The sequence below is a fragment of the Clostridia bacterium genome (assembly GCA_017410375.1).
Classification (GTDB): domain Bacteria; phylum Bacillota; class Clostridia; order RGIG6154; family RGIG6154; genus RGIG6154.
In genome coordinates, this window is record JAFQQW010000051.1 from 1 (window position 1) to 24,950 (window position 24,950).

The 24,950-nt window shown below is 42.9% G+C and carries 16 protein-coding genes; 6 read left to right on the forward strand and 10 right to left on the reverse strand.

What is annotated here, in order from left to right:
- Nucleotides 1-229 precede the first annotated feature (229 nt).
- Nucleotides 230-1,081 carry a helix-turn-helix transcriptional regulator gene (locus tag IJE10_07235; protein MBQ2967891.1) on the reverse strand — a complete coding sequence of 284 codons (852 nt, stop codon included), beginning with the start codon at nucleotides 1,079-1,081 and terminating at the stop codon, nucleotides 230-232.
- A gap of 154 nt (nucleotides 1,082-1,235) precedes the next feature.
- On the opposite strand from IJE10_07235, the gene IJE10_07240 reads away from it, so the two are divergent.
- Entirely contained in the window at nucleotides 1,236-4,295 is a 3,060-nt protein-coding gene (locus tag IJE10_07240) for an S-layer homology domain-containing protein (GenBank protein MBQ2967892.1), read from the forward strand.
- 54 nt (nucleotides 4,296-4,349) lie between these two features.
- Entirely contained in the window at nucleotides 4,350-6,287 is a 1,938-nt protein-coding gene (locus tag IJE10_07245; GenBank protein MBQ2967893.1) for an S-layer homology domain-containing protein, read from the forward strand.
- 41 nt (nucleotides 6,288-6,328) lie between these two features.
- Here the strand turns inward: IJE10_07245 and IJE10_07250 are convergent, their stop codons facing one another.
- Nucleotides 6,329-9,007, reverse strand: a complete 2,679-nt coding sequence (locus IJE10_07250) for a family 16 glycosylhydrolase (protein ID MBQ2967894.1) — start codon at nucleotides 9,005-9,007, stop codon at nucleotides 6,329-6,331.
- A gap of 191 nt (nucleotides 9,008-9,198) precedes the next feature.
- Here IJE10_07250 and IJE10_07255 point away from each other — a divergent pair, with 191 nt between their 5' ends.
- Nucleotides 9,199-11,442: a glycoside hydrolase N-terminal domain-containing protein gene (locus tag IJE10_07255; GenBank protein MBQ2967895.1), complete on the forward strand. Its 2,244-nt coding sequence runs from the start codon at nucleotides 9,199-9,201 to the stop codon at nucleotides 11,440-11,442.
- 46 nt (nucleotides 11,443-11,488) lie between these two features.
- Here IJE10_07255 and IJE10_07260 read toward each other — a convergent pair whose 3' ends face one another.
- Nucleotides 11,489-13,105 carry a copper amine oxidase N-terminal domain-containing protein gene (locus IJE10_07260; protein MBQ2967896.1) on the reverse strand — a complete coding sequence of 539 codons (1,617 nt, stop codon included), beginning with the start codon at nucleotides 13,103-13,105 and terminating at the stop codon, nucleotides 11,489-11,491.
- 241 nt (nucleotides 13,106-13,346) lie between these two features.
- On the opposite strand from IJE10_07260, the gene IJE10_07265 reads away from it, so the two are divergent.
- Together IJE10_07265 and IJE10_07270 are read left to right on the forward strand one after the other, a co-directional pair.
- Nucleotides 13,347-14,777 carry a family 20 glycosylhydrolase gene (locus IJE10_07265; protein MBQ2967897.1) on the forward strand — a complete coding sequence of 477 codons (1,431 nt, stop codon included), beginning with the start codon at nucleotides 13,347-13,349 and terminating at the stop codon, nucleotides 14,775-14,777.
- A gap of 17 nt (nucleotides 14,778-14,794) precedes the next feature.
- Complete coding sequence (locus tag IJE10_07270; GenBank protein MBQ2967898.1) at nucleotides 14,795-15,583, forward strand: amidohydrolase; 789 nt, start codon at nucleotides 14,795-14,797, stop codon at nucleotides 15,581-15,583.
- Between the two features lie 35 nt (nucleotides 15,584-15,618).
- Here IJE10_07270 and IJE10_07275 read toward each other — a convergent pair whose 3' ends face one another.
- The gene (locus IJE10_07275; protein ID MBQ2967899.1) at nucleotides 15,619-16,395 is read right to left on the reverse strand and encodes a sugar phosphate isomerase/epimerase; all 777 of its coding nucleotides are present in this window, start codon (nucleotides 16,393-16,395) and stop codon (nucleotides 15,619-15,621) included.
- 135 nt (nucleotides 16,396-16,530) lie between these two features.
- Here IJE10_07275 and IJE10_07280 point away from each other — a divergent pair, with 135 nt between their 5' ends.
- On the forward strand, nucleotides 16,531-18,465 hold the full coding sequence (locus tag IJE10_07280; protein MBQ2967900.1) for a hypothetical protein: 1,935 nt from the start codon (nucleotides 16,531-16,533) through the stop codon (nucleotides 18,463-18,465).
- A gap of 27 nt (nucleotides 18,466-18,492) precedes the next feature.
- Here IJE10_07280 and IJE10_07285 read toward each other — a convergent pair whose 3' ends face one another.
- From IJE10_07285 to IJE10_07310, 6 genes are all read right to left on the reverse strand, one after another.
- Nucleotides 18,493-18,882 (reverse strand): DUF3795 domain-containing protein, encoded by a 390-nt coding sequence (locus IJE10_07285; GenBank protein MBQ2967901.1) that lies wholly within the window; start codon nucleotides 18,880-18,882, stop codon nucleotides 18,493-18,495.
- Between the two features lie 23 nt (nucleotides 18,883-18,905).
- Entirely contained in the window at nucleotides 18,906-19,976 is a 1,071-nt protein-coding gene (locus tag IJE10_07290) for an exo-alpha-sialidase (protein MBQ2967902.1), read from the reverse strand.
- 103 nt (nucleotides 19,977-20,079) lie between these two features.
- Nucleotides 20,080-21,078 carry a hypothetical protein gene (locus IJE10_07295; GenBank protein ID MBQ2967903.1) on the reverse strand — a complete coding sequence of 333 codons (999 nt, stop codon included), beginning with the start codon at nucleotides 21,076-21,078 and terminating at the stop codon, nucleotides 20,080-20,082.
- Between the two features lie 105 nt (nucleotides 21,079-21,183).
- Entirely contained in the window at nucleotides 21,184-22,056 is an 873-nt protein-coding gene (locus tag IJE10_07300) for an EamA family transporter (protein MBQ2967904.1), read from the reverse strand.
- 12 nt (nucleotides 22,057-22,068) lie between these two features.
- Nucleotides 22,069-24,189, reverse strand: a complete 2,121-nt coding sequence (locus tag IJE10_07305; protein MBQ2967905.1) for a hypothetical protein — start codon at nucleotides 24,187-24,189, stop codon at nucleotides 22,069-22,071.
- 28 nt (nucleotides 24,190-24,217) lie between these two features.
- On the reverse strand, nucleotides 24,218-24,949 hold the full coding sequence (locus IJE10_07310; GenBank protein MBQ2967906.1) for a glucosamine-6-phosphate deaminase: 732 nt from the start codon (nucleotides 24,947-24,949) through the stop codon (nucleotides 24,218-24,220).
- Between the last annotated feature and the right edge of the window lies 1 nt (nucleotide 24,950).

Consider the following 24,950-nt stretch of genomic DNA (forward strand, 5'->3'; position numbering starts at 1 on the left):
AAATGTTTGGAATGGACAAACTGAGCCCAAACCGCGTTGCATCGCGGTTTGGGGTTACCCGAAGGCGTACAAAGGTACGTCGAGAGGCGAAGTTTGTTCATAGCAAAAACGCATTTATCAAAAGAAAACACGCAAAATTTTGCGTGTTTTCTTCATTTCGTGTCTTTCTCGTAAGTTTGCACAAACTTTGTTCGCCTTTATACTCGCGTTTTTGCGATCCGGACTTTTTTTACATTCCCTTTTTATTTTGTTTTCGCCATTCTCTGGGTGTTAGTCCTGTTTCTTTTTTAAAGCATTTGGAAAAATAGCCACGGTCTTCAAAGCCAGATAGGGTTGCCACCTCTGTTATTCCTGCATCCGTCGTTTTTAAAATGTGTTTTGCGGTCTTTATACGATAAAAATTAATGTATTCGGGCAGGCTTTTTCCCGTTTCTTTTTTAAACATATGTGCCACATAGGAACGACTGCAGAAAAACTTGTTACAAATATCTTCTGTGGTGATTTTTTTCAGAAAATTCCATCGACAGTGTTCTAAAATTTTTTCAGAGAGCGGTGTGCTCGGCTCGTTCTTGATTTTATCTTCGTAGGATAAGAGCTCTATCATGCTGAGAAGCGGATAAATCAATACATCCACGTCTTCTTTCGACGGAATATTTGTTTCAAGGGTTGAATAGGTTGTTTGCGTTACACGTCTGTCCAGACCGTACACTTTTTCAAGTTTATCAATATATTCGCTTTTATTTTCAGCAGCATAACCGCTTACACATAAAATTCCATCTGTTTTGCCGTTTATGGTCACGGGATAAACATACTCAAACACACCCGCGTGGCATACACCTGAAAAAGCGCCTGATTTCCGTACTTTTGATACCGCCTTACGCTGACATTCCAGACATTTGTTATGCACTTCATTGTTGTTTTGAGAGATATAAACACAATATGCCCCCTCATGTTCGCGAAAAGCACCCATTATTCTCAGAATACATGATGCGGGTGCCATATGAAAATGAATGGAAACAGAAAATCCAATCTTTTCTTTTAAATAGTGTATATAATTCAAAATTCTTTGCGCGGTTTGCATTTTTCTCCTTTACATGCACAATCATCATCTTTCTGTGCATTATCTTCCTTTTCATTTGGATTAAATCATGTTATAATAGTATTATAAAATACAAAAATGCACAAGTCAAGAGCCTTGTGCACAATTTTACACATTTTTTCAAGGAGGACAAAAAATGAAAAAAACAATTGCGTACCTGGTTATGGTTTGCTTGTTACTTTCCTGCATTCCCGCTTATGCGGCGGAAGCCACTGTAACCAGACCATCTGTAGGGTCACAGACCTTCACCACCGATTCTCTTCCCGGAGAAATTATCATTCCTTACGGTGAACAAACCGGCGAATGGAGAACATCGAGTGCAATCAAAGGCTACAACGGCGGTAAGCACATTTACAGTGCAACAGCAGGTTGCTCGGTAACTTACCCCATTACAGGTATTTCTGCCGGCAACTACGAGCTGTATTTCTGGACTATGCCTCACTCCAAAAGCTCTTCCGAAACCGTTTTAGATATTCAACACAACGGAAAAGTTTCTAAAGCGGCTGTTTACAGCAAAACAAACGGTGAAGAATTAGCACCCGGTTGGGTTTCCATGGGTGTTTACGATTTTGCAGGCAAAGGCGATGAAAAAGCATTACAGATTTCCAACAGCATGTCCGACCGCGCTTCTGCCATTCGTTTAGTTCCCACTAAAAAGGATTTACAGGCAGGCAACCAGCCTGTTGAAGAACGTGTAGAGGTATCCAAGCCCGCTCCCGAAACACCGGCAACACCCGGCAAGACAGATGGGTCTGCCACTTCTCTTACCCCTGCAATTCACACTTTTACTACCGAAAAATTTGCAAATGAAATTGTAACGATTGTAACTGAGCAGGTAGGTGGCTGGAGAGCATCTAATGCCGTTAAGGCTTACTCCGGCAAATCCGTATACTCCCAGACATCCGGTGACTATTTAACGTATGTGCCCAAAGGTTTAACGAAGGGCAATTATGAAGTATACTACTGGGCTATGCCTCACAAAAACAATGAGGCGGAAACTGTAATTGATATTTATCATAATGGACAGAAATCTCAAGCTGCGGTTTACACCCATGGTGACGCAGAAACCTATGCCTCCGGCTGGGTATCCATTGGTATTTACGATTTTGCAGGCACAGAGGACGAAAAGATTATGCAGATTTGCAACGGCGATACCGTTCGTGCAAATGCAGTTAAATTTGTTCCCACCTCTGCTGCTGTAAAACCGGGTCTTACCCCCACAAGTGCAAAGGATGTGGAGCTTAACACCCCCACCGAACCTGTTGTTCCCGAAACGCCTGCAGGCGTGATTGATGCAAATGCACAAACCGCACCCGTTCCTGCTTTTTCAGTTGCTGCTAAGGCAAAAGGCATCCCTACGGGTTCTGTTGGTGAATGCGTAATGAGCGAAAATTGGAAATCCTCTACTGCAGCTTCCTCACCCATGGTTCGTGCATCTATGACTTTTTATGTACAAAACAGCACAGATGCGGACACTATTTTGTACAAGCCGCAGTTAACCACCCCCGGAAAAGTACGTATTTCGGTATACGGTGTATTTTATAAAGCGGGCGATTTGACAAATGATGTGCGTTATGATGTGTTCTCCGCAGGCAAAACCGATGAAAAACACATTGACTTTTCAAAACTTTCCGAAAGCAAATGGATTGTTTTAGGCACCTATGATTTTTCGGGCAACGCGGATGAATATGTAAAGCTGATCTGCACCGGTGCAACCGGAAACGTGCGAGCATCTACCATAATGTTTGAGTACTTAAACGATGCAGGCGATGCAGTAACTTCCACACACTTTGTGACCCCTGATGTGGACTTAAACAAAGTTAAAGAAGAAAAGCTTGCTACCCTCGCCCCCTTGAACAAATTTACTGACATGGTAAGCCATTGGGCACACTATGATGTGGAATACATGGCAAACGAAGGTTTAATATCGGGCGTTGGCGAAGGCTTATTTGATCCCGAAGCGCAGATCACAAGAGCTGAATATGTAACCATTTTGGACAGAGCACTCGGCTACGAACTGATTACCGGTGAATCTTACGCAGATGTTCCTGCTTCCGAATGGTATGCAACCTATGTGGCAACCGCAAAAGCAAACGGATTGTTAAACGGCTTGCCCACAGACGTTGGCTTTAAACCCGAACAACCTATTACCCGTGAGGAAATGGCACTCTTTACTTACAATGCCATCAAGCAGATTGGTAAAAACGACGAATGGCTTTCCGATATGGCTGATGGCTGGGCAAGCTTTACCGACACCGATTCCGTTTCCCCCTGGGCAAAAGAAGCTTTGCAGTACTTAATCAAGACCGGCATCATCAAGGGTACCTCCGAAACCACCGTTTCTGCTCTGGAAAACGCAACAAGAGCACAGGGTGCGGTTATCTTGAAGAGATTTATGCAGATGTTTGTATGGGCAGGACCGCCGACAGACGAAGAATGGGTTTTAACCTTTAACGACGAATTTAACGGTGATTCTGTTGACTGGTCTGTATGGATATCGCAGGCAAGCACTGCCTCTAACGGCATTTCCAGATGGCCCGAAAATGTAATTGTAAAAGACGGTGCGGTACACCTTGAAATACAGCAGCGCGATGATATTCCAAGAGGCTGGACTTCCGGTAATATCTGGGTACGTCCCGAAGTATTCCGTCAGAGCTACGGTTACTGGGAAGCAAGATATAAAATTACTGATATCCCCCTTGCAAACAACTCCTTCTGGACCCACTCCGGTCTGGTAAAATTACCTGAAGTAACTGATGATACTTTAAAATACGAGCAGGACATCAACGAAGGTAAATATCCGAATATCGTAGATGTAACCTATCATCACTACAAGAATGGTCACGAAAAAGACCACGTTCGCTACGAAGCACAGTATGACCTTTCGGCAGACTATCATGTATATGCTATGGAATGGGATAAAGACGAAATGATTTTCTATTTTGACGGCAAAGAAGTTATGCGTTGCCCCACTTTAGACCATGTTCCCGTTTATCCGCTTTTATCCTCTGCTATCATGGTAAATTGCGGTGAAATGCGCAACTATCCGGCAGACGGTAAAGCACAGATTGTAGACTATGTTCGCATCTGGCAAAGACCTGCCGATGCAGAAAATCCGCAAATCACCATGTTTGGTGAGGTTGTGGAAGGCTTAGGACCTGCAGAGGCTTACCCGACAAAAACTGCTGAACAATAAATTACAAAACGGGTCGCTACATGCGACCCGTTCTATCCTTAAGGAGGAAATTCAATGAAAAAATGTATAGCATTTTTGGTATTGCTTTGTCTGCTTCTGGCATGCATTCCTGTTTTTGCAGACGAAGCACCTGTTGATGACGGCATGATTCACGATCCCCTCTCCGGTTATGTTTCGGTTAAGGGGAACTGGACATTCAGTTCCCGATTAAAGGGACCCATGGCGGATGCACCCCACTCCATGTGGATTGCAGGCGCAGGTGAAGAGGCAACCGTTACCTACTACCCCGGCATTACAAAAGCGGGCAATGTGCGTGTTCAACTTTATCTTTTATACTGGAACAAATACCAGACCACCGATGTTTTGTATGAAGTGCATCACAACGGCAAAGTAGACAGTTTCCATATTGACTTGTCTGCAGTAGAAAAAGATGGCTGGCGTGACATCGGTACCTTTGATTTTTCAGGCAATCCCGAAGAGGAATTTGTACGTTTAATATGCCAGGGCGTTGGTGACGAAATGACCAACAACCGTGCCTCTACCGTTGCGTTTGAAGCATTAAACGAAGCAGGTGAAATAGAAAAGACCTACTATGTATCTCCTCAAATGAGTGCAGATGTACTCTTAAATGCCGCAAAAAGCTTTTTTGCGCCCATGGACAATTTTGATGATATGACAGAACATTGGGCAAACTATGATGTGGAATACATGGCATCTAAAGGCATGGTACAGGGCGTAGCTGAAAAAACATTTGATCCGGAAGCACAAATCACAAGAGCAGAATACATCACTATTTTAGACAGAGCAATGGGCTATGAACTGATCACAGGTGAAAGCTATACAGATATTCCGTCAGATGCCTGGTATGCAACCTATGTAGCAACCGCTAAAGCAAACGGATTACTTAACGGCTTGCCCACAGAAGATGGTTTTAAGCCTGACCAACCCATCACCCGTGAGGAAATGGCACTGATCACCTGCAACGCGATTCGTGCAATCGGCAAAAATGATCAATGGGTAGAAACCATGCCTGAAAAGTGGGATACTTTTACAGATACTGAAACCGTATCCGAATGGGCAAAAGAATCTTTGCAGTACATGGTTCAGGCGGGATTGATTCAAGGTGTATCCGACACTTTAATCGCACCACAGGAAACTGCAACCCGTGCGCAAGCCACCGTGATTTTAAAACGGTTTATGGAGATGTGTGTATGGTCAGGTCCCCCGGCAGATGAGGACTGGGTATTAACCTTTAACGATGAATTTAACGGTGACAGTTTAGATTGGTCGGTATGGACATCCATGTCCGGGTTGCGCGGCGCATATTCCAGATGGCCTGAAAACGCCGTTGTAAAAGACGGTGCGTTGCATTTAATGATTTTAAAGGGCACACCCGAACAGCAAGCGGCATGGACATCGGGAAGTGTTTATGTGCGTCACGAGGTATTCCGTCAGGCGTATGGATATTGGGAAGCCAGATTTAAACTTCCGAAGGTACCTACCGTAAACAATTCTTTCTGGGTGCACTCCGGCTTTGTACCCGAAACCGCAGAAGACGAAACATTAAAGTTTGAATTTGACATCAACGAGGGCAAATTCCCCAACCTGGTGGACGTAACCTATCATCACTATAAAAACGGACATGAAAGAGATTTCATTGAATACAAGGCGAAATACGATTTATCTGCAGACTATCACACCTACGCATTAAAATGGACTCCCGAAGAGGTTATTTTCTATTTTGACGGCGAAGAATTGCTTCGGGCAGATAATTTAGAGCATTTGCCGGTGTTCCCGTTCCTGTCCAACGCAGTCCCCGGCGGACTGGCTGAATCCGAAAACTTCCCCATTGAAGGACAGGCACAAGTTGTAGATTACGTTCGCGTATGGCAAATGCCTGAATATGCAGAAAATCCTGAGTTTACCCGACACGGTAAGATTGTAGAAGGATTAAAGGCGACCGACCCATATCCCAGCGAAGTTTTACAATAATATAAAAAAATCCCGAAACGAATTCGTTTCGGGATTTAATTTTACAGTTCATAAACATGAGAAATAGGCGTAAATCCGGTATCTTCTTCCCACAGCATAATTTTATAGCTGTTATTTGCATTCTGCAGAACAAAGGTTTCGGTTTTGGAAGCCTTTTTCTGTTGTACATTTTTCAAGAATCCGTTTGAATCATATTCTGCAAAAATCAGTTTACCTGATTGATTTTCCGCAAAGTCCGAAAGAGTAACCGTAACAGAAGCATTTTGTTGCGTAACCGAAACCTCGGGACGTAACCAGTTTAACCGAACGCCTGCAACGCGCAACGTTCCGTTCTCTCTCCTTGAAAGCAACAATGCAAACTCTTCATTGGCTTCAAGCTCGTATGTGCCCACATCATACCAACCTGCCACACCTGTTTTTTCGTTCAGAAGGAAAGATTTCTGTTCTTTGTCGGTATACACGGTCACTAACGCCTCAGGGGTACTGTTTTCATGCACCGCAGAGCAGAATTGCAGGTTGTATACACCTGTCTCGGGGACTTTCTTAACCCACGCGGATCGTCCTGACCCCTGATTGTAATAGTTTGGAATAGAAACACTCGATTTCTTCCATTCACCCTCTTTTAAAGCATCATTGATACCGTATTCTGTGGTGCTGAGCGTCGAAACCGTCTCGCTTAAAGCAGGCTTTCTGATTTCCACACTGTGCTGTGCGGTCAGCAAATCAATAATCAAGGTCGTCAAAGTTGCTTCGTTCAGCGAATCAAAGCCTTTTGCAAGGTACAGGTACTCATCCTGCCATATTGCCTTTGCGCCGGTTTGCGAAAGAACTTCACTTAAAGAAATGTATGCATCATTTTCAGGAAGTGTAAGCCCAAATTCAGTGCACTCTTCGAGCAAAACACAAGGGATATAATACGCACCGTCTTTTTCATGCAAGGTTATATTTTTATTCTCGGGATCTGCAAAATAAACCTGACCTTTATAGCACATACGCATGTCATTCAGCTTGAATAGAGGTGTATAATACATTTGGCTCGTGGCTTCAGGTACAATGTTGATTTCCTGAAAACGCATGGTCCCCTTGGTCGAGCCGGGCGAAAGTTTGATTTTAACTATATCGTCTTTTTCAAGCTGAACTTTCCCTGCAACGGTCCAACCTTCCTCAACATTTACGGTCTGAAGCAAAAAGCTCTCTTTTTCTTCTTCGTTTACATAGATGGTGTATTTTTGCTTTTCCATCGTGCTTTCGTGATCCAAACGATACACCTCAAGATTATACATTCCGCTTTCTGTTGCTTTGTATTCCCATTCAAGGGCATTCTCTGCGGAGTAATAAGCAAATACAGCACCTTCACCTATGCCGGACTCTTGCCAGTTACCGACAACAGAAGTTGCCTTGTCAAAGTCCATAGCACCCTTACGGTAGTTTTTTTCGCCCGACTGAGAGGTGCGGAAATTGTAACGTTCATAATCAGGTGTTGCAGTCTGGTCATAAGTTATGCCATCCTGGATATAGAATGCTAAATTATCTACCATCAAAAACTTTTCGCCTGTTTCGGAAGAAGATTCAATGGCAACATAAGCGTAACCGTCAATTTCGATATCCGAAATGGACAACTCGGTCCACTCGGCAAGCCTTGGAATTGTTTTTTCAGCAATCACACTTCCGTCTTTGTCATAAATAACCATGCGCGCAGTTTCAGGTACATTTTCTGCCTTAAACATACCGGAAAAAGTGTATTTACCCGGAAGCAGACATTTCATTTCGTGTCCTGCAAAGGTAGAAAACGGTTCTTCACTCCCTTGTACCATACATTGAACGCCTTCATACGCATCCAATGTGCTGCAGCTTCGGGTTGCCTCCACATCTCCCTTTACATAAAAGCAACGGGGATACAATTCGTTTGTAGCCTGTCGGTCATACTCAAAATGTCCGTTTCCCAAAAGATTTAAGCCTTTGATGGGCATCTGATAATACCGCATATAATCAAACTCCGAGTAGCCCGGAAGTAAAGTATCGTCAATCTTATCTTCCCTGCCCTCAGGTTGCGCCAAAGCGGTCAGCCACATGAATGATGGTCCATATACACCAAAATTATAATGCGTACCAACCAATTCACCGTTAATATAGTAATTCATACGGTCGGGTAACCATTCAAAGCCGGCAATAAAGAAGTCCTCGCCACTGTCAATTTCTTCATAATGGAATCGTGGAATCTGTCTTTCCCCTTTTGCCCAGTTGAAATACGAGCCAATGGATATATCCGTGGAAGAATGCGAATTAATTTCAAAGCCGTCAATTTCAACCGTGTTGCTTTTCTGCGGTATATTTGCGGGTCGTCCGTCCGATTCGCTGAAGCCGTGCATCCAGAACGAAGTATGTAAAGCACCTGTGTCCTTAAATACTTTTGCACGGGTTTCGTAATAGCCGTAGCCCATGGAAAATTTGCTGATAACACCACCACAGTAATAGGTGCCGTCTTCTTTTGTGTAATCAATATAAAGCATACCATCCGCAACGCGAACATTCTCAGGACGGTTTACACCACCCGTTTTAGTGTTGGTACGGTATGCCCAATCATCCGTATTCAATGCGTCACCGTCAAATTCATCGGTATATACCAATGTATAATTTTCGTTAGGCGGTGCAGCATGCGTTACAACTGCAACAGCAAGCACCATGCACATAACAAGTGCTAAAAAAACAATCTTTTTCATATTTCCAATCGTTCTCCTATCTTTTTCTCCTAAGTATATCATAGCATAAAATTCAAAATCTTTCTTTGCAAATATTGTTGTAAACGTTGCATTTCTTGCGTTTTTTATATATATTCTTTTACAAATAATATTTTATAAATTCTTGACATCCAATTCACCGCATGGTAAAATGACAAAAAAGGAGTGATTTCATGTACAACAAAATACGATTTGACCGTGCTGCGTCCCTTTGGGAAGAGGCACTCCCTATCGGCAACGGAAGCTTTGGCGCTATGGTTTGGGGCGGTCCCGATATACATCGTTATTCAATAAATGCTGATACCTTCTGGAGCAATTCGGTGCGTGATGATTCGGTACCAAACCGTGCTGCACAAATCAAAAAGCACCGCGAGTTGATTGAAAGCAGACAGTTCGTGGAAGCCGAAAAACAGGCGTGGGATGAATTGGAATGCTTAAATCCCAGCGCACTTTATATGCCGCTTGGTGACATTGTGATGGAAAAAATAAGCGGTGCTGCTTTAAAAGGCTGTGTAAGGGAGTTGAATTTGCAAACCGCAACAGTAGAAGAAACCTACAGCTATTACTATCCCCGCAAGCACACCTGTCGCACTTACATTGCAAAGGATGCAGATGTATTGGTCAGCGAACTTCACTTTGATTATGCTTTGTCTTATGCCGTTTCTTTTACCAATCATTTGCCAAAAACGGTAAAAAGCGACGAAGACGGACTTTGTTTTATATTCTCCGCTCCCGACAACGCACGCTCTGTTCCGATTATCGGCGAACCGAAAAAGCAAACCATTTCTGCAGGTGTGTATATCAAGGTTATCACCGATGGTACACTTTCCGTTCACAATAACGAATTTTTTATACAAAATGCAACGCACATAGTCTTGCTTGCTGCAACCGAAACCAATTTTGTGGCATGGAACAAATATCCTGACAAAGAAAAAGACCTTTTCGGCATTACAAAAGCAAAAATTGAAAAAGCACTCGAAACCGGGCTTGACAAGGTATACGAAGAACATGTTCAAGCACACCGCGCTTTATATGACAGAGTTACCTTAGAGCTTCCCTTTACTAAGCCCGATACATTTACTGCAGACGCTGAGCGTTTTGAGGCTTCTAACGAAGCGATTGAACTGATGTTTAATTTCGGCCGTTATCTTTTGATCACCTCCTCTGCTCCCGGTGCACAGCCTGCGAATTTACAGGGCATTTGGAACAACAAATTCATTCCGCCCTGGTGCTCGGGATACACCTCAAACATCAATCTGGAAATGAATTACTGGCTGGCAGAGCCTGCAAACCTCTCGGAATGCCATGAGCCTTTGATGCAGATGTTAAGAGAGCTTAGAGAGGCAGGAAAACAATCCGCAAGAGATTACTACGACTGCGGTGGCTGGGTAGCACACCACAACATTGATATCTGGCGCAAGTGTTCTCCGGCAGACGGATACCCACAGCATGCCGTATGGCCCATGGGCAGCGGCTGGTTGTGCGAGCATTTGTGGACACATTACGCTTACACACAGGACGAAGATTTCCTGAAAGAAACGGCGTACCCCATTACCAAAGAAGCGGTACAGTTCTATTTAGATTTTCTTTACGAGGACAAAAACGGTCAACTGGTCACCATCCCGTCCGTGTCTCCCGAAAATGCCTACGATATTGACGGCAACCGTGTGGCAGTAACTAAAATGTGTGCCATGGACAAGGGCATTTTGTTCGAATTGTTTGAAAATTTCATGAAAATGACTGAAATTTTAGGCATTTCGGACGATTTTACCGAAAAAGTAAAAGCTTCGTATTCAAAACTTGCCCCCTATAAAATCGGTTCGGACGGCAGACTTTTGGAATGGGACGAAGAGTTTATTGAAATCGAAAAAGGACACAGACATTTGTCGCACCTTTATGGCTTATACCCGGGCAACACATTAGTGCGTGACGAAAAGCTGAAAGAGGCTGCAAAGCGCTCCCTTGAATGCCGTCTGGAAAACGGCGGCGGACACACCGGCTGGAGCTGTGGTTGGATTATTTTGCTTTGGGCAGCCCTGAAAAATGGCGAAAAAGCAAAACAATATGTGGATCATCTTCTTCAAAAATCTTCTTTCCCGAATTTGTTTGACGCACATCCGCCCTTCCAGATTGACGGAAACTTTGCTTTTTCAACCGGCATCATCCATATGCTGATGCAAAGCCGTTTTGAAAATGACGAGATTGTGCTTGACCTGCTCCCTGCCTGCCCGAATAAATGGAACAAGGGCGCGTTAAAAGGTGTTTGTGCTGTAGGCGGTCTTACTGTGGATTTAGAGTGGAACGAACAAAATGTAACCGTGAAAATCCAGTCCGACACACCGAAAAAAGTACATATTCTCTGTGGCGATAAAAAAGCTTCTGTCCTTGTTGACGGAACGCTCACAAAAAGCTTATAATAAAAACAAGGCTACCATAAGGTAGCCTTGTTTTAGTTTGTTTTGTTTATTGAATCTGAATTTCAAACACACGGGTTTCGGGATTGAAAGCAGCTGTACCGAATGCCAAAAGTTCATCTGCCTGAATTACAATTCCGCCATTCACCTTATACGTGTTTGCCAATTTCCCGTTTATATAAACCGGATTCTTGTTTTCCGATACCGGAAAATAATCCTGATTGATATCATTTCGGGCAGATACACCTGTAAAGTCCGTTTTACTGCTTCGCTCCAAAAATCTGTCATCACCATTTTGAGTTACGGCAAAACCATAATTAGGAAGCATGTACAACGGAATATACTGATTACCCGCAATAGCAAAACTGTCTACCATAATGCCGTTAATAGAGCAACGAATGTCGGTAGGCTCTGTATATTTAGTCGGGTCGGTAAGAATGGTTGCTGTATTGGTCTCATCATCCCACAATACGGTGTAGCCTAAATTTTCCGAAAGGAACCGCAAAGGCACATAGGTTTTGTCGTTAATCAGTCGAGCAGGCACATCCATAATTTCAGCTTCACCATTCACGGTTGCATTTACATTATCAATACCAAAAACAATAGTATTTTCTCCATTGGATGCTGTTGCAGTCATGGTCTCTTCATCCCATGTAACGGTATCACCCATTTGTTCAAACAGAAAACGCATTGGTACTAATGTTCTGTCATTTTCTACAACAGGAGATTGATCAAAGCATAATATTCTCCCATTCAAAACCACATAAATGGCCGGAGCCGGATCAAATTTATATTTATATAATGTATCTCCTGTTTCTACCATAACATAGCCATTTGCGTACCATATGTTGCTGTCAACCCTAATTTCAGACAAAATACTTCTTTCAAGCATTTCCGGCACTCTGGTAAAATAAACGCCATCCAAAGAGACGCAATGGTACATACTTTGTTGTAATATATAATAAGTGCCACACCAATCTGTTAAACCTTGTATTTGTTCGCTCTCATAAATCTTTTGATATTTGGAAAATCTATCTTTGAACTCGTATTTTATGCCATCAAAACCAAAAGTATCATAGCTGTCACTTGACTCAATATTTTCAAAATCCCTTGTCCTGAAATAGGTGTACTTAAAGTCAGACGAATCAATTGTGTTGGATGGATATTGTGGCGATATCCGTTCCATAGTTACATAATGAAACATCCCATCCCGGAAACCATATCGAATAATAGCTCCTGGGTGTTCTATTGTTTTTAATATGTTGAAATTTTCGTCCAGAATATAAAATGGGGATGTATAGTTACTGCTGTCAAAAAGATAGTCCTGTCCGGGTAAATATGTCGATATAGACAAGTATACAGATTTCTCCTTAAGCCAGATTAAATCCATTTTCTTCCACTGAGAATATTGCTCAATCTTTTCCAAGGAAAATCCGTCAACATCCACATACCAAAGCTCAAACTCGTCCGTTTCTTCGTTATATTCTTTGTGCAATACTTCTTTTCCGGTCCACACCTGTGTGCCGGGATATCTTTCTGCCTCTTCCTTTGTTATCACTTCAACATCTTCATTGCTTATCCGTGGTACATCTGCAAATACCACCTCAGCAGAAAAGATGCAACTTATGAAAAACAAAATAAATGTTAACATAATTTCTCTCTTCATAAGAGCGCCCCCTTTATGCAAGATTAGTATAGTACAGTTTTTTATTTTTGTCAACAATTCGGAACAAACGTTGCGTTTTAGGGAGCAATCGTATAATTAAATCTAAAAAAGTCAGATTTTGCAAATTTGTCCCGCTTCAGGGTTAGCAATTTTTCATAAATTCGTGAATATAACATAAATTGATTGACAGAAATTCTGTTTTGTGATAGGATTAACTCATCAAAAAACGGGAGGAAATACTATGCAGATTGTTCCGAAACCAAAACAGTATTCCGAAAACGGCAGGATAACCATTCCGCCTGAAATTACGGCAGACGAGACACTTTTATTTTGTGTAAAGGCGTTTTCACGCATGGTTAAAAAGCTGTATGGCATTTACTTAAATCAGGGTGACAACGGCATTAAGCTTTGCTGTAAGGCTGATTTGCCTGCTGATGCATATGAAATAGACGGTGCGACCATTTTTGCATCTTCTCCCGAGGGTGCAAGATACGGCTTAGCCTCGCTTTTACAGTTGATGGAGGTCAATGAAGATAAAAGCATTACCCTTGTCAATGCAAAATTCGCAGAAAAGCCCGATAAAGATTTCCGCGGATTTATGTCTGACCTTGCACGGCAATGGCATCCGGTTGAGGTCATTATTGAATACATTGATTTGTGCTATATCAACAAGATTAAATATCTGCAGCTGCATTTTACTGACAATCCCAGCTGGACATTGCCCTTTGATGCGTTCCCAAAAGCTGCAACACCGGGCAGAAGCTACACCAAGCAGGAAATTGCATTTATTGTAGAATATGCGCACGAGGCAGGCGTGGAATTGGTGCCCGAATTTGAGGGCATCGGACACTCGGAAGCCTTGATTGATACATATCCTGAGCTGTTTGGTAATGTATTCGAGGACGAAATGGACAACCGTGCCGCAGTGAGTGCCCACGCAGATGCTTTGCGTGCCGCAAAAGACAGACTAATGTGCATCGGCAGACCCGATATTTTCCAAAACATCCGTGCATTTTTAAAGGAAATCTGCGAAACGTTTGTGTATTCAAAATACATTCATGTGGGCTGTGACGAAGCGCGCCACGAAAACTGGGCAAAATGCACCCTATGCAAAGCGTATATGGAAAAACATAATATTCCCACTACCCTTGCCCTTTACAGCCACTTTGTAAAAAAGGTCACCGACATCTGCTTAGAGCTTGGCAAAACGCCAATCGTGTGGGAGGGCTTCCCCAGAGAAGGGGCAGACGACATTTCAAGAGACGTAATTGTTATGGAATTTGAAAGCTATTACCAGTTAGCGCCCGACCTGTTAGAACAAGGCTTTCGCGTAATCAACACCTCCTGGAAGCCTATGTACATTCTTCCGCCCTCCAGAAAGGACAGACAATGGACCGTTATCGAAAAGGACTGGAACGTACACAACTGGCAGCATTTTGCTGACTTTTCACCGGCATTCAAAAACCCCATCAATGTTACGCCCACCGACATGGTTTTAGGCGGTATGCTTTGTCAATGGGAATGCACGCCCGAGCAGGAAAAAGGAAGCTTTCTTACCAATCTGCCCATGGCTGCAGACCGCTTATGGAACGAAAAAAGCTACTATTCGGCAGAGGAATTTGAATCCGCGTGCAAAAAGCTTCGCTCACTCCAAAGCAAACTTACCCAATAATACAAAAGGAGAAGCTTATGGCATTTGAAATCATTGATTTTCATACACACCCCTTTACCTGTGCAGAAAATAACATCTGTGCGCACAAGGATGTGTGTGACATGGACATTCAAAAAACAAAAGAAGAATTCCTAAGCTTTGGGGTTTCAAAAATCTGTGGTTCTGTGGTATCGACCCAAAAGCCTGAAGACGGAAATTATTTATCCAAAATCAAAAAGAATAACGATGATGCATTACGTTTGAAAGAAATCTACGGTTCGTTTTATGTGCCGGGTTTTCATGTACATCCGAAATTCGTGGATGAATCGGTTAAAGAAATTCACAGAATGCACGAAAAGGGCATCCGACTAATCGGCGAACTGGTTCCGTATCTTGATGGTTGGGATTCTTATGCATGCGACGAATTTTCCTGTATTTTAGAGGAAGCACAAAAGTTTAATATGGTGGTAAGCTTTCATTCTTCAGCTGACGAAGACGGCATGGATGCACTTGTTAAAAGGCATCCGAATGTAACCTTTGTGGCAGCACATCCGGGAGAATACAACCATGTTATGCGTCATTTAGAGCGCATGAAAATGAGTGAAAACTATTACCTGGATTTATCGGGCACGGGACTCTTTCGTTACGGCGTGCTCAGAAAATTGATTGACAAAAGCAGTGCAGAACGTATTTTGTACGGTTCGGACTATCCCATCTGTAACACGTCAATGTTCTTAGGCGGTGTGCTTTGGGATAACCGCATTAAAGACAGCGAAAAAGAAATGATTCTTTCAGGAAACGCAAAACGTATACTTGGCATAAAATAAAAAAACAGCCTTGCATTGCAAGGCTGTTTTTATGCTTAGTTTAAGCCCATAGATTTTAAGTAATCGTAGCTCTTTTTAAGATTTACGAACGGGTCTTCGCCATAAGAATTATCCTGTTCTACAAACGCAAATTCTACGCCTAAGTCCAAAGAGGTCTGAATGATTTTTTCAAAATCCAGTTCACCGTGGCCAACAGGCGCGAATCTCTTTTCGCCGTCGGGCATTGTGATTAAATCTTTGTAATGCACGCAGGGAATTCTACCTTTAAAGCGGTTAAATTCCGAAATAACATCCTCGCCGCCGCGAACAATCCAATGGGTATCCAATGTAAAGCCCATCAAATCTGCCGGGAATTCATCTTTTAAGAAATCCATAGCACGTTTGCCGTTTACATCCATGTATTCTTTGTCATGGTTATGGTACATATAGTACGCACCGTTTTCCTGTAAGATTTTAAGTGCCGGCAACGCCTTTTCTTTAAATTCTTCCCAGTAACCGTTGTTTTGTTCACTAACGCTGTCCCAAAGATGCGGCATTGAGCCAAGGCCAACATATTTGCAACCAAAAATTTTGTGATCCTCTGCCACTTTTTTTGCATCCGCTACCACGGCATCAAATGCAAAATGTGTTAAATCACAAGTCAAGCCATTCTTTTTCAGTTCATCACGAAGCCATTCAGGCTCGTATGCGCAGGTACCCGAAACCTGCACAGAGGTATAACCGATATCTGCTACCTTTTTTAAGGTTTCGGAAAAATCTTCTAAAGTTTTGGTGTAATCATGTACAGTGTAAAGCTGTGCACCAATTTTCATAATACATCTTCTCCTTTGCATTTTTTCTTATTTTAATTGTACCACAAATCAGGAATATGTCAAGGTATTTTTCTTTCTTGACAAAGAATTTTTGCTGTGCTAAAATGACAATATCGAACAAAGGAGGAAAAGCAAATGTTAAACTATTCCGCATACATAAATACTGCATCCGACACCGTCTGCAAAGACATTGTCACCGTTTACGAAAAAGCCTCGGATAACGGTGTTACCGCTGTTTTTATTGACGCAATTGCTCCAAACAGTATTGGAATCGGTGAAGATTATACCATTCATCCCGATAAAGGTGTTGTGGCAGATGTTGCGATAAACGCCGATATCAAAAGCTGTATGGCAAACTACAGAAGATGCGAATACTGGTGTGCACCGTATTTTGCAGACAACACAAAGAATTTGCCCGACGAAACACAGCTTTTGATTATAAAGCTTAAAACCAATGAATTTTTGGTTGTTGTACCCGTGGTGAACGACAAATACAAGTCGGTTATCCGCGGTAAATCCGAATCAGAGTTTTCGGTGCGTTGCTTTTCCCACTACGAGGGCCTTTTTGACTGCAAAGGCTTATCCTTCTTGTACGCAGTTGGTAAAAACCCCTTTGAGCTTACCGAAAAATGTGTTAAAACAGCTCTTGAAATTTTAAACAACGGCACAAGACACCGTCACGACAGAAGATACCCTGCTATTTTTGATACCTTAGGCTGGTGTAGCTGGGATGCGATGCAAATCCGTGTCAGCGAAGAGGGCTTGCTTGAAAAGTGCGAAGAATTTAAAGAAAAAAACATTCCCGTAAAATGGGCAATTCTTGATGATATGTGGATGGAAGTGCATAGCTTCTACGGAAAAGAGTATGCAAATTTCGGGGAAATGGTAACCCTTATGCATCGGTCTGCACTCTCCCACTTTGACGCCGACCCCATACGTTTTCCGAACGGTTTAAAGCACACCATTGATAAAATAAAGGAATATGGCATAAGTGTTGGCTTGTGGCATCCCACCACAGGCTACTGGCGCGGTATCGAAAAGGACGGTGAAGCTTACCGCCGTTTAAAAGATTGCCTGATAAAGACTAAAAACCACCTATATGTCCCCGACTGGCACACCGAAAAATCCTATATGTATTACAAAACCATTCACGATTTTTATAAAAAGTGTGGTGCGGAATTTGTAAAAATTGACAACCAATCTATGTCAAACCGTTATTATAACGGCTTAGCACCTGTCGGGCAGGTTGCAAAGGAATTCCATGACGGTATGGAAGCCTCGGTGGGTGAACATTTTGATAACCAAATGATTAACTGCATGGGTATGGCAAGCGAGGATATGTGGACAAGAACCGTAAGCCCCATTTCCAGAACCTCGGGCGATTTCCAACCCGAAAACAAAGAGTGGTTCCAAAAACACATTTTGCAATGTGCCTATAATTCTATTTTGCAGGGACAGTTTTACTGGTGCGACTGGGATATGTGGTGGACAGATGACGGTCAGGCATCCAAAAACAGCCTGATGCGTGCGGTAAGTGGCGGTCCGATTTACATCAGCGACAAAATCAATCGTAGCAATGCTGACCTTTTAAAACCGCTTGCACTTGACAATGGTCAGATTCTCCGTTGCGACCGACCGGGCGTGCCTGCCATGGATTGCGTAACCGAAGACTGTACAATAAACGGCAAGGCTTTAAAAGTACAAAACATTGCAGGTGAACATGGCGTGCTTGCGGTTTTGAACATTGATAACGACGAAAAAGCGGTTACCGCAACCATTTGCATTGAAGATGTTGACGGATTAAAAGGTGAAGAATATGCGGTTTACGAGCATTTTTCCAAATCGCTTACTTTCTTAAAGCCGGGCGAAAGCTTTGAAGTGACTCTCGCCTCTCCCGATGCATACAAGCTATACATTTTCGCACCTGTAAAGGACGGCTTTGCAGTAATCGGCAGAACCGACAAATTTATTTCACCTAAAACCATAAAGTATGTTCATAACAAGGAAGTTGTACTTACAGAAGAGGGGCCTTACGCCTATGTAGAAAACGGAAAACTCATTTTTAAATAAAGCAAAAGTGCAGTCAATCTGACTGCACTATTTTTTACAAACATGTGGTTTTTCGTGCCACCACATCAATTCTCCGCATTTTTCGCAGAGATTTTCCTTTGTTTGCCGGTCTGCCCAGGCTCTTGCTCCGATTTGCTTCATCTCATTTAAATCTCTGATGATGTTTTCGTGATGGCAAATGCCGTTTACAATGTGAATTTTGCTGAAATCGAAAAGTCTCTGACACGGAAACGCACTGCATTCAAAGCAGTATGTTACACCGTGTTCTTTCGAGCAAGTGCGAAAACCGGGAACGCACTCTACACAGTTGCTTCTGACCTTATCGGAAAGACAACCGTGACACGCCTCCGGATAGCTCGGACAAGTCCCGCAAAACAAACCGCAGATACCCACCGCTTTTTCATCGGGTTTTCTCATTTTTATCTTCCCCCTTTTTTTACTTAGTATACAACTGTTATAAACACAGAATTATCGCTGCCATAGGCTTCACATCCCTTAGGCTGCATCCATTCCGCTGCCATCACAACCGCCTTTCCCTCTTTATAGGGCGCAACGCAAAAATTTCCGAGTCTTGCGCCTCTTTCTTTCACAACTACAAATTCGCTGTCCTTTAAAAGACGCATATTTTCAACCTTAGCTGCAAACAAGGGTGCTCTGTGGCGAAATACATGGTCATTATCCGCTCCTCGTCTTGTGTACACCAGATAAAGCGCATCACGAACTTGCATAAAATGCTGTTGGGTGTTGTAATTCTGTAAAATACTTCCATCCTCCCATTTCCAGAGCTGAAGATTTTTATAATGCAATCCGTCCTCACTTTCGGCAACCATACCGCATTCATCATTGCGAAGCGTCATGTAGTAAACACCGTTATGAAAAACAATGGATGGTTCATAAAGGCCTCTGCCTATTTGGGCGGTAATAGAATTTCCCATTTCCAGAAGCTTTACATTTTCTCCGTCAAAGGCGCAACGAATAACCATGGAATGATAATACTTTTCGTCCGCTTTTTTATAGTACACCGGAATAAGCAAATCACCGTTTGCAAGCTCTATACTTTGTCCGCTGCCGTTTCCGCAATCGAAATACCCCTCGGGCATTTCAAGAAACTTCATTCTAGAAAATGTCTGCGATTTTTCATCATAAATGCTGTAAAAGGTATATCTTCTGTTGTCAGCAGATGTCATCGCACCCTTTTCATACGCTGTAGTATGACCAAGCAAAAGAATTTTTCCTGTTTTTTTGTGATACATCGGCGTTGCATCGCAGCCAACCGTTATTGTATTTCCCTCCTCGATAGGCGCAAGTCCTGCCTGCGGTTTAAAAGGGCTCCAGGTTTTACCCCCGTCTGAGCTTAAACTTGAATAAAGTCCGGAAAAAAGATCACATCCGTCCACACTCAAATATTGCGCTGTTGCCAGCATAAAAGCATCGGTATAACAGCACCGTGCGTGTACAAAACACTGTTTTCCGTCATATCCGTTTTCAATTACATAGGTTTCACAGTTCACTCCCAATCACCCTCTTCCTTTCTGTAACCAGTATAACAGATTCAAACATTTCTTGCAATAAAAAAACAGACATTTTTGAAAGAAAATGTCTGTTTTACCATATTTATTTTCCTAAAAGCTTATGTACATACGGCCATGCGTCGTCTGCATAAAAGCGATGTCCGCCGTTTCCTTTAACCAGTACGCAGTTTTCTTCTTTACCCATGGAAGCATAGGCGTTTTTACCGTCATTAAATACTTTTTCTGCCGCCTGAACCGGGAAAATCGTATCTTCCAAGCCCGAAACCTGTATAAATGGCTTCGGATACGCCATCGCCATCAAATCGCCCATATCAAAGTATTCTGCAATATGCGGAACATAATTGCACGCACAATGACGCATTGCACCGATGGAATCTTTATATGTACACATTGCACAAGACGGCATAGCAAGCTTAATTCTGTCCTCTAACGCCGAAACATAAGCGGTTGCCGTACCGCCGCCGGAGTTTCCCATGCAACAAACAGTGTTTACATCTACTTTATCCGAAAAATCCTTTTCCAGAACGTCAATCAAACGGCAAACATCCCACACTCTTTCGCCAACTGTGGTTCTGCCCATCAAAAGAGCAGTCAGTGCAGGCTCAAAGCATTTCGGTCCGGTTTCGTCACCGCCGCATTCACCAAAGTTTCTCTGTTCTAAGGCGATTGCCGCAAAGCCTTCTTTTACCGCACGCACACAAAAATCTCTGTCGCCTCCGCTGATGGTAATTTCGTCTCCCTCAAACTTAGGTCTGCCTAACGAGATGTGCATCCCCTTAGAGTGCCCCTGCAGACAAATCATAACAGGCGGATTTTCAATGCCGTCCGGCAAAAGCAAATGGCAAGGCACACGGTATCCCGCTTCAGACTGAAAATTAAAACGGATTTCGGTTGCCCCCTCTATTTTCTGCTCATATTCGATGACTGTTTCAGGCAAAACATATGAAAATTTATCCATACCCAAAAGCTTTTTTAACTTTTCTCTGGCAACCGGCTGCCATGCGGAAAGATTTCCGTCATACGGCATAGACGGTGTTTGTTCCTGCACTTTTTCTTTTAAATACTCGTATGCTGTTTTCATAATTCCAAAACAACCTCCTTTAACAAATATTCGCTTCATATTAGCACATTTTTCACGCCTTGTCAAGTAAAAAGGAATACCCGGAAACGGCTATTCCTTGTTTATTCAGCTGTTCAGCAAAATGACCGATAAAACACCAGTACAAATGCCTGCAATCTGCAAAAGCGTAAATTTTTCTTTGAACATGAATCGGGATGCTAAAACGCTGAACAGCGTGCCGTAGATTGCATCTAACGGGAACATAATCATAGCATCCACTCTTGCGGCAACAAATAAGCAAACATACTGCATCGCTGCCACGCAAATGCCCGCCAGAGAACCATAGAATACTTTTGCAGAAGTTTTTTCCCGGTCTTTGCCGGCTTTCTTTTTATGTATGAAGCCGTTTATAATCATCAGCACCAAAAACACCACAAACGCAACCGCCAATGCATCGGCAACCATTTCATTCTGATACTGATTGGGGAAATGTGTCTGGTGCATTTTATTAATTACCAACAAACCGCCATTGCAAATGAACGAAATGCACACATATAATGGCCAGCCTTTTTGGGTTGTTTTATCTTCATCATCCTTCTTGTTAATCAGCAACATAGAAACGAGCAGCAAAAGGATACCGGCAATCCGCATGACTCCCAAAGCTTCATTTAAAAAGAACAAGCCGTAAAAGCAGGGTATTACAATTGCATACGAGCAAATAAGTGATGTTAACGCAAGCGGTCCTGCAGACAAAGCCTTGTAATCGGATATCATACCCACAAGATAAAAAACAGCATATGCCATTGCATAATAAAAAGTTGGCAGATGGAAACGCAGACTAAAGCCTGACATCACAAGCATTAAAAGTATGCCTGAAATACTTTGTACTGCATTAAAAGCAAAAATGTTTACCTTCTTTTCTCCTTTGGAGGATTGCTTGATGAATGCACAGCGAATAACCGACAAAAGCGGAATCAGCGGAATCAACAACATAGCCATAGTTAACTCTCCTTAATTTATTTTTTCAAAAGTTGCACCGGCATTTAAGGTGATTTCACCGAGTTTAAAACCGATTGCGTATTGGGGATTAACCGAAATTTTTAAGACCCGGTTTTGTGCAGAATTGTTTTGTAGCTTCAGATACACCATTTTTCCGTTTTCCACCTTCAGACTGACCGCAATGTTTCCGCTGACCCGGATATCTCTGCAGGAAAACGTTTCCCAGGGTGCATCTATACCGCCTGCTATAAGAATTTCATTTTCGTCCGTTGCACAGGCAAACGCCTCATTCACGGCAGCAACGCAAAGCCCTGCCGGTGAAGGGTAATAATAATTAATCGGGCATCCATCCAGACGGATTTTCTCGGGTAACGCCCCGAGCGAGGATGCCCCGTAACCGAAATGCCGAATCAACTCCATTGCCTTTTGGCTTTCTTTCAGCCGTATATAGCAACGTGCCGTTTTGGAATCATTCCAAGGCCAATGCCTGTATTCTTCCGAAGTGGTGTCATTATCCATGCCCCACGGTGTCTTCCCCACTTCAACTTCTGCATCCATAGATGCTTTTATGTCAAATCCCTTTGGCAAAAATTTATACAACTCTTTCATCGTGCCACCGATATAGGGGGCATTTTCATGGGAAAGAAGCACACCGTCGGCACGCACATTTTTTTGTAGTGCACGATACATTTTTTCAGAAGTTTCTATATAGGTTTCATCCTCTAAAATGATGCCTGCGTAGCGAAACGCCGCTGCAAAAAGCGCTTGTGTAAAGCTGTCCACCTCAACCGCATAGCCGGCTTCGGTCGCAGACTCTACGCTTTTGATGTATGCTACATCTTCTTTTTCAATCAGCATAGAATCCGTATAGAACAAAAGCAATTCTTTAAGCACTTCTTTCAAATCCTCACCGATTGCTTCGGGTTGATACACCCACTCGGAATAAATGGCAACCGCACAGTATGCACTAAAAAGCGGCTTAACCTGCGTAATCCAGTCAAAGGGATCGATATAGTGGGTCACATACGTTCCGTCAGTTGTTGTCCAGCCGTAAAAGGTTGTTCCTTTTACGCCTTTACTGCTGAGTATTTCTCTGCACACATCCGCAAACATAAAATACGAGTGCGTATATGCAAGGGATTCTTTAAAGTTGCCTGCGGTTAAAAACGCATCATGGGCAAAGGACGCATCGTACGCACAGCATATACCGCCCTGCCAGAGATTCGGAAGCATACCCAGACACACAAGTCCGCTTTCGGGATGCTGATGCGCCCTGATAGTATAACGGCTGAGCTCATAAACACCTTTAAGCTTTTCGTCGGGAATTTCAATGCCACAGCTTGAAAAATAGGTTTCCCATCCCAATTTATGCGCCACGTAGAGCACCGAATAGTTTTCTTTTGCTTTTTGCAAAAGCGAAAGATAATCAATCTGCTCTTCCGCGCCCACGCAAATCATTGCGCGTTCCACACAAAAACCGGATTTTACATTTTTATACATTCCCTTTGCGAAAGCACGTTTTTTGTTTTTGCTGTCTGCCGTGATTTCATCAAAGGGTATGGAAGGAATTAATGCACCTTTTCCTCTATAGGCAGACTTTTCCGGCGGTTGGTTTTCGTAGGCAAACAAAAGCATATCCCGCTTCGCATCTGTCGTCACCGCGGAATCATTTGCAAACTGCATACACCGAAAACCTGTATCGGGTGCGCTGATTTCAAAGCCTAAATCCAGTTCCGCACCATCAGGATTTTCAAGAACCGTCACTCTTTCGCACCAAATACTTTCGGCGTTAAGAAAGGCATCAATAGAAATCTTTATGCCTTTTGCAAAGGCAAGAACAGTGTGTGCTGTTGCCGTTTTTGCATCAAAGCTCTGCTCAAAAAACTTAGGCTCTGCAGGCGCGTTATATAAAATCACCTGCACACCTGCACGGATAAGCGGCTGCTGATTGGCAGCATAAGCAGCGGTAGACATTTTGTACCATCCGCAGGGCGCACCCTGATGGGATTCAGCGTGCGTATGTCCGTTTCGGGAAACATAATTGCTTCCGTCATAATTAATCAGCACGCCATCCCTGCCGTTTGCCAAAAGCAACGGATAATATGGTTCATTGGATAAAGGGGTTGCCTTCATAAAATTCTCTCCACTCTTTTTCTTTCATTTATGCTAAGATGCCTGCCGCGCTGTCTTCATCCAAATACAAAACAAAGTCGGGATGTGTTTTTAAAAGGGTTGCAGGGACCAAATTTGTTACTTCTTTGGCTTTAATGGTGTTCTCAATCGCCTCCGCCTTTACTTTATAGGGTACACAGGAAACGATTTTTTTGCACTGCATAATCTGGTATGCAGTCATAGAAACTGCCTGCTTGGGCACATCATTAATGGTAGCAAACCAGCCTTCACCCATCTGCTGCTGCTTGCAACGTTCATTTAAATTAACAATAATATAAGCTTCCCTGGTATCAAAGTCAGCCGGCGGGTCGTTAAAAGCAATGTGCCCGTTTTCGCCAATGCCGATTAACCCGATATCAATGGGTTCTTTGCGGATTTCTTCGGTAAGCTTTGCAATACATTCTTCTGTACCGTCCACAAAATGTGCAGCTTTTAAAGTGCCAACCTTTGCCACAAAACGTTCCTTTAAATATTTTCTGAAAGAAGCACCGTGGGTTTCGGGCAAATCCACATATTCGTCTAAGTGAAACATTTCCACGCAATCCCATTGAATGCCCGGTTCTTTCACCAAAGCTTTCAAGGTATCAAACTGCGATGCACCGGTAGAAAGCACAATTCTTGCACTTCCCTTTTCCGCAATTGCTTCTCTTAACACCTGTGCAGTGTATTTTGCCGCACTTTTGCCCAATTCCTCACTGTTTTTACAAATTCTGATTTCCATA

Excerpts from the sequence above, each read along its gene's own strand:
- IJE10_07280 (MBQ2967900.1), top strand. The coding sequence starts at position 16,531 with ATGTTAAACTATTCCGCATACATAAATACTGCATCCGACACCGTCTGC.
- IJE10_07275 (MBQ2967899.1), bottom strand. The coding sequence starts at position 16,395 with ATGAAAATTGGTGCACAGCTTTACACTGTACATGATTACACCAAAACT.
- IJE10_07270 (MBQ2967898.1), top strand. The coding sequence starts at position 14,795 with ATGGCATTTGAAATCATTGATTTTCATACACACCCCTTTACCTGTGCA.
- IJE10_07255 (MBQ2967895.1), top strand. The coding sequence starts at position 9,199 with ATGTACAACAAAATACGATTTGACCGTGCTGCGTCCCTTTGGGAAGAG.
- IJE10_07285 (MBQ2967901.1), bottom strand. The coding sequence starts at position 18,882 with ATGAGAAAACCCGATGAAAAAGCGGTGGGTATCTGCGGTTTGTTTTGC.
- IJE10_07265 (MBQ2967897.1), top strand. The coding sequence starts at position 13,347 with ATGCAGATTGTTCCGAAACCAAAACAGTATTCCGAAAACGGCAGGATA.
- IJE10_07305 (MBQ2967905.1), bottom strand. The coding sequence starts at position 24,189 with ATGAAGGCAACCCCTTTATCCAATGAACCATATTATCCGTTGCTTTTG.
- IJE10_07245 (MBQ2967893.1), top strand. The coding sequence starts at position 4,350 with ATGAAAAAATGTATAGCATTTTTGGTATTGCTTTGTCTGCTTCTGGCA.
- IJE10_07300 (MBQ2967904.1), bottom strand. The coding sequence starts at position 22,056 with ATGGCTATGTTGTTGATTCCGCTGATTCCGCTTTTGTCGGTTATTCGC.
- IJE10_07235 (MBQ2967891.1), bottom strand. The coding sequence starts at position 1,081 with ATGCAAACCGCGCAAAGAATTTTGAATTATATACACTATTTAAAAGAA.
- IJE10_07240 (MBQ2967892.1), top strand. The coding sequence starts at position 1,236 with ATGAAAAAAACAATTGCGTACCTGGTTATGGTTTGCTTGTTACTTTCC.
- IJE10_07310 (MBQ2967906.1), bottom strand. The coding sequence starts at position 24,949 with ATGGAAATCAGAATTTGTAAAAACAGTGAGGAATTGGGCAAAAGTGCG.
- IJE10_07295 (MBQ2967903.1), bottom strand. The coding sequence starts at position 21,078 with ATGAAAACAGCATACGAGTATTTAAAAGAAAAAGTGCAGGAACAAACA.
- IJE10_07250 (MBQ2967894.1), bottom strand. The coding sequence starts at position 9,007 with ATGAAAAAGATTGTTTTTTTAGCACTTGTTATGTGCATGGTGCTTGCT.
- IJE10_07260 (MBQ2967896.1), bottom strand. The coding sequence starts at position 13,105 with ATGAAGAGAGAAATTATGTTAACATTTATTTTGTTTTTCATAAGTTGC.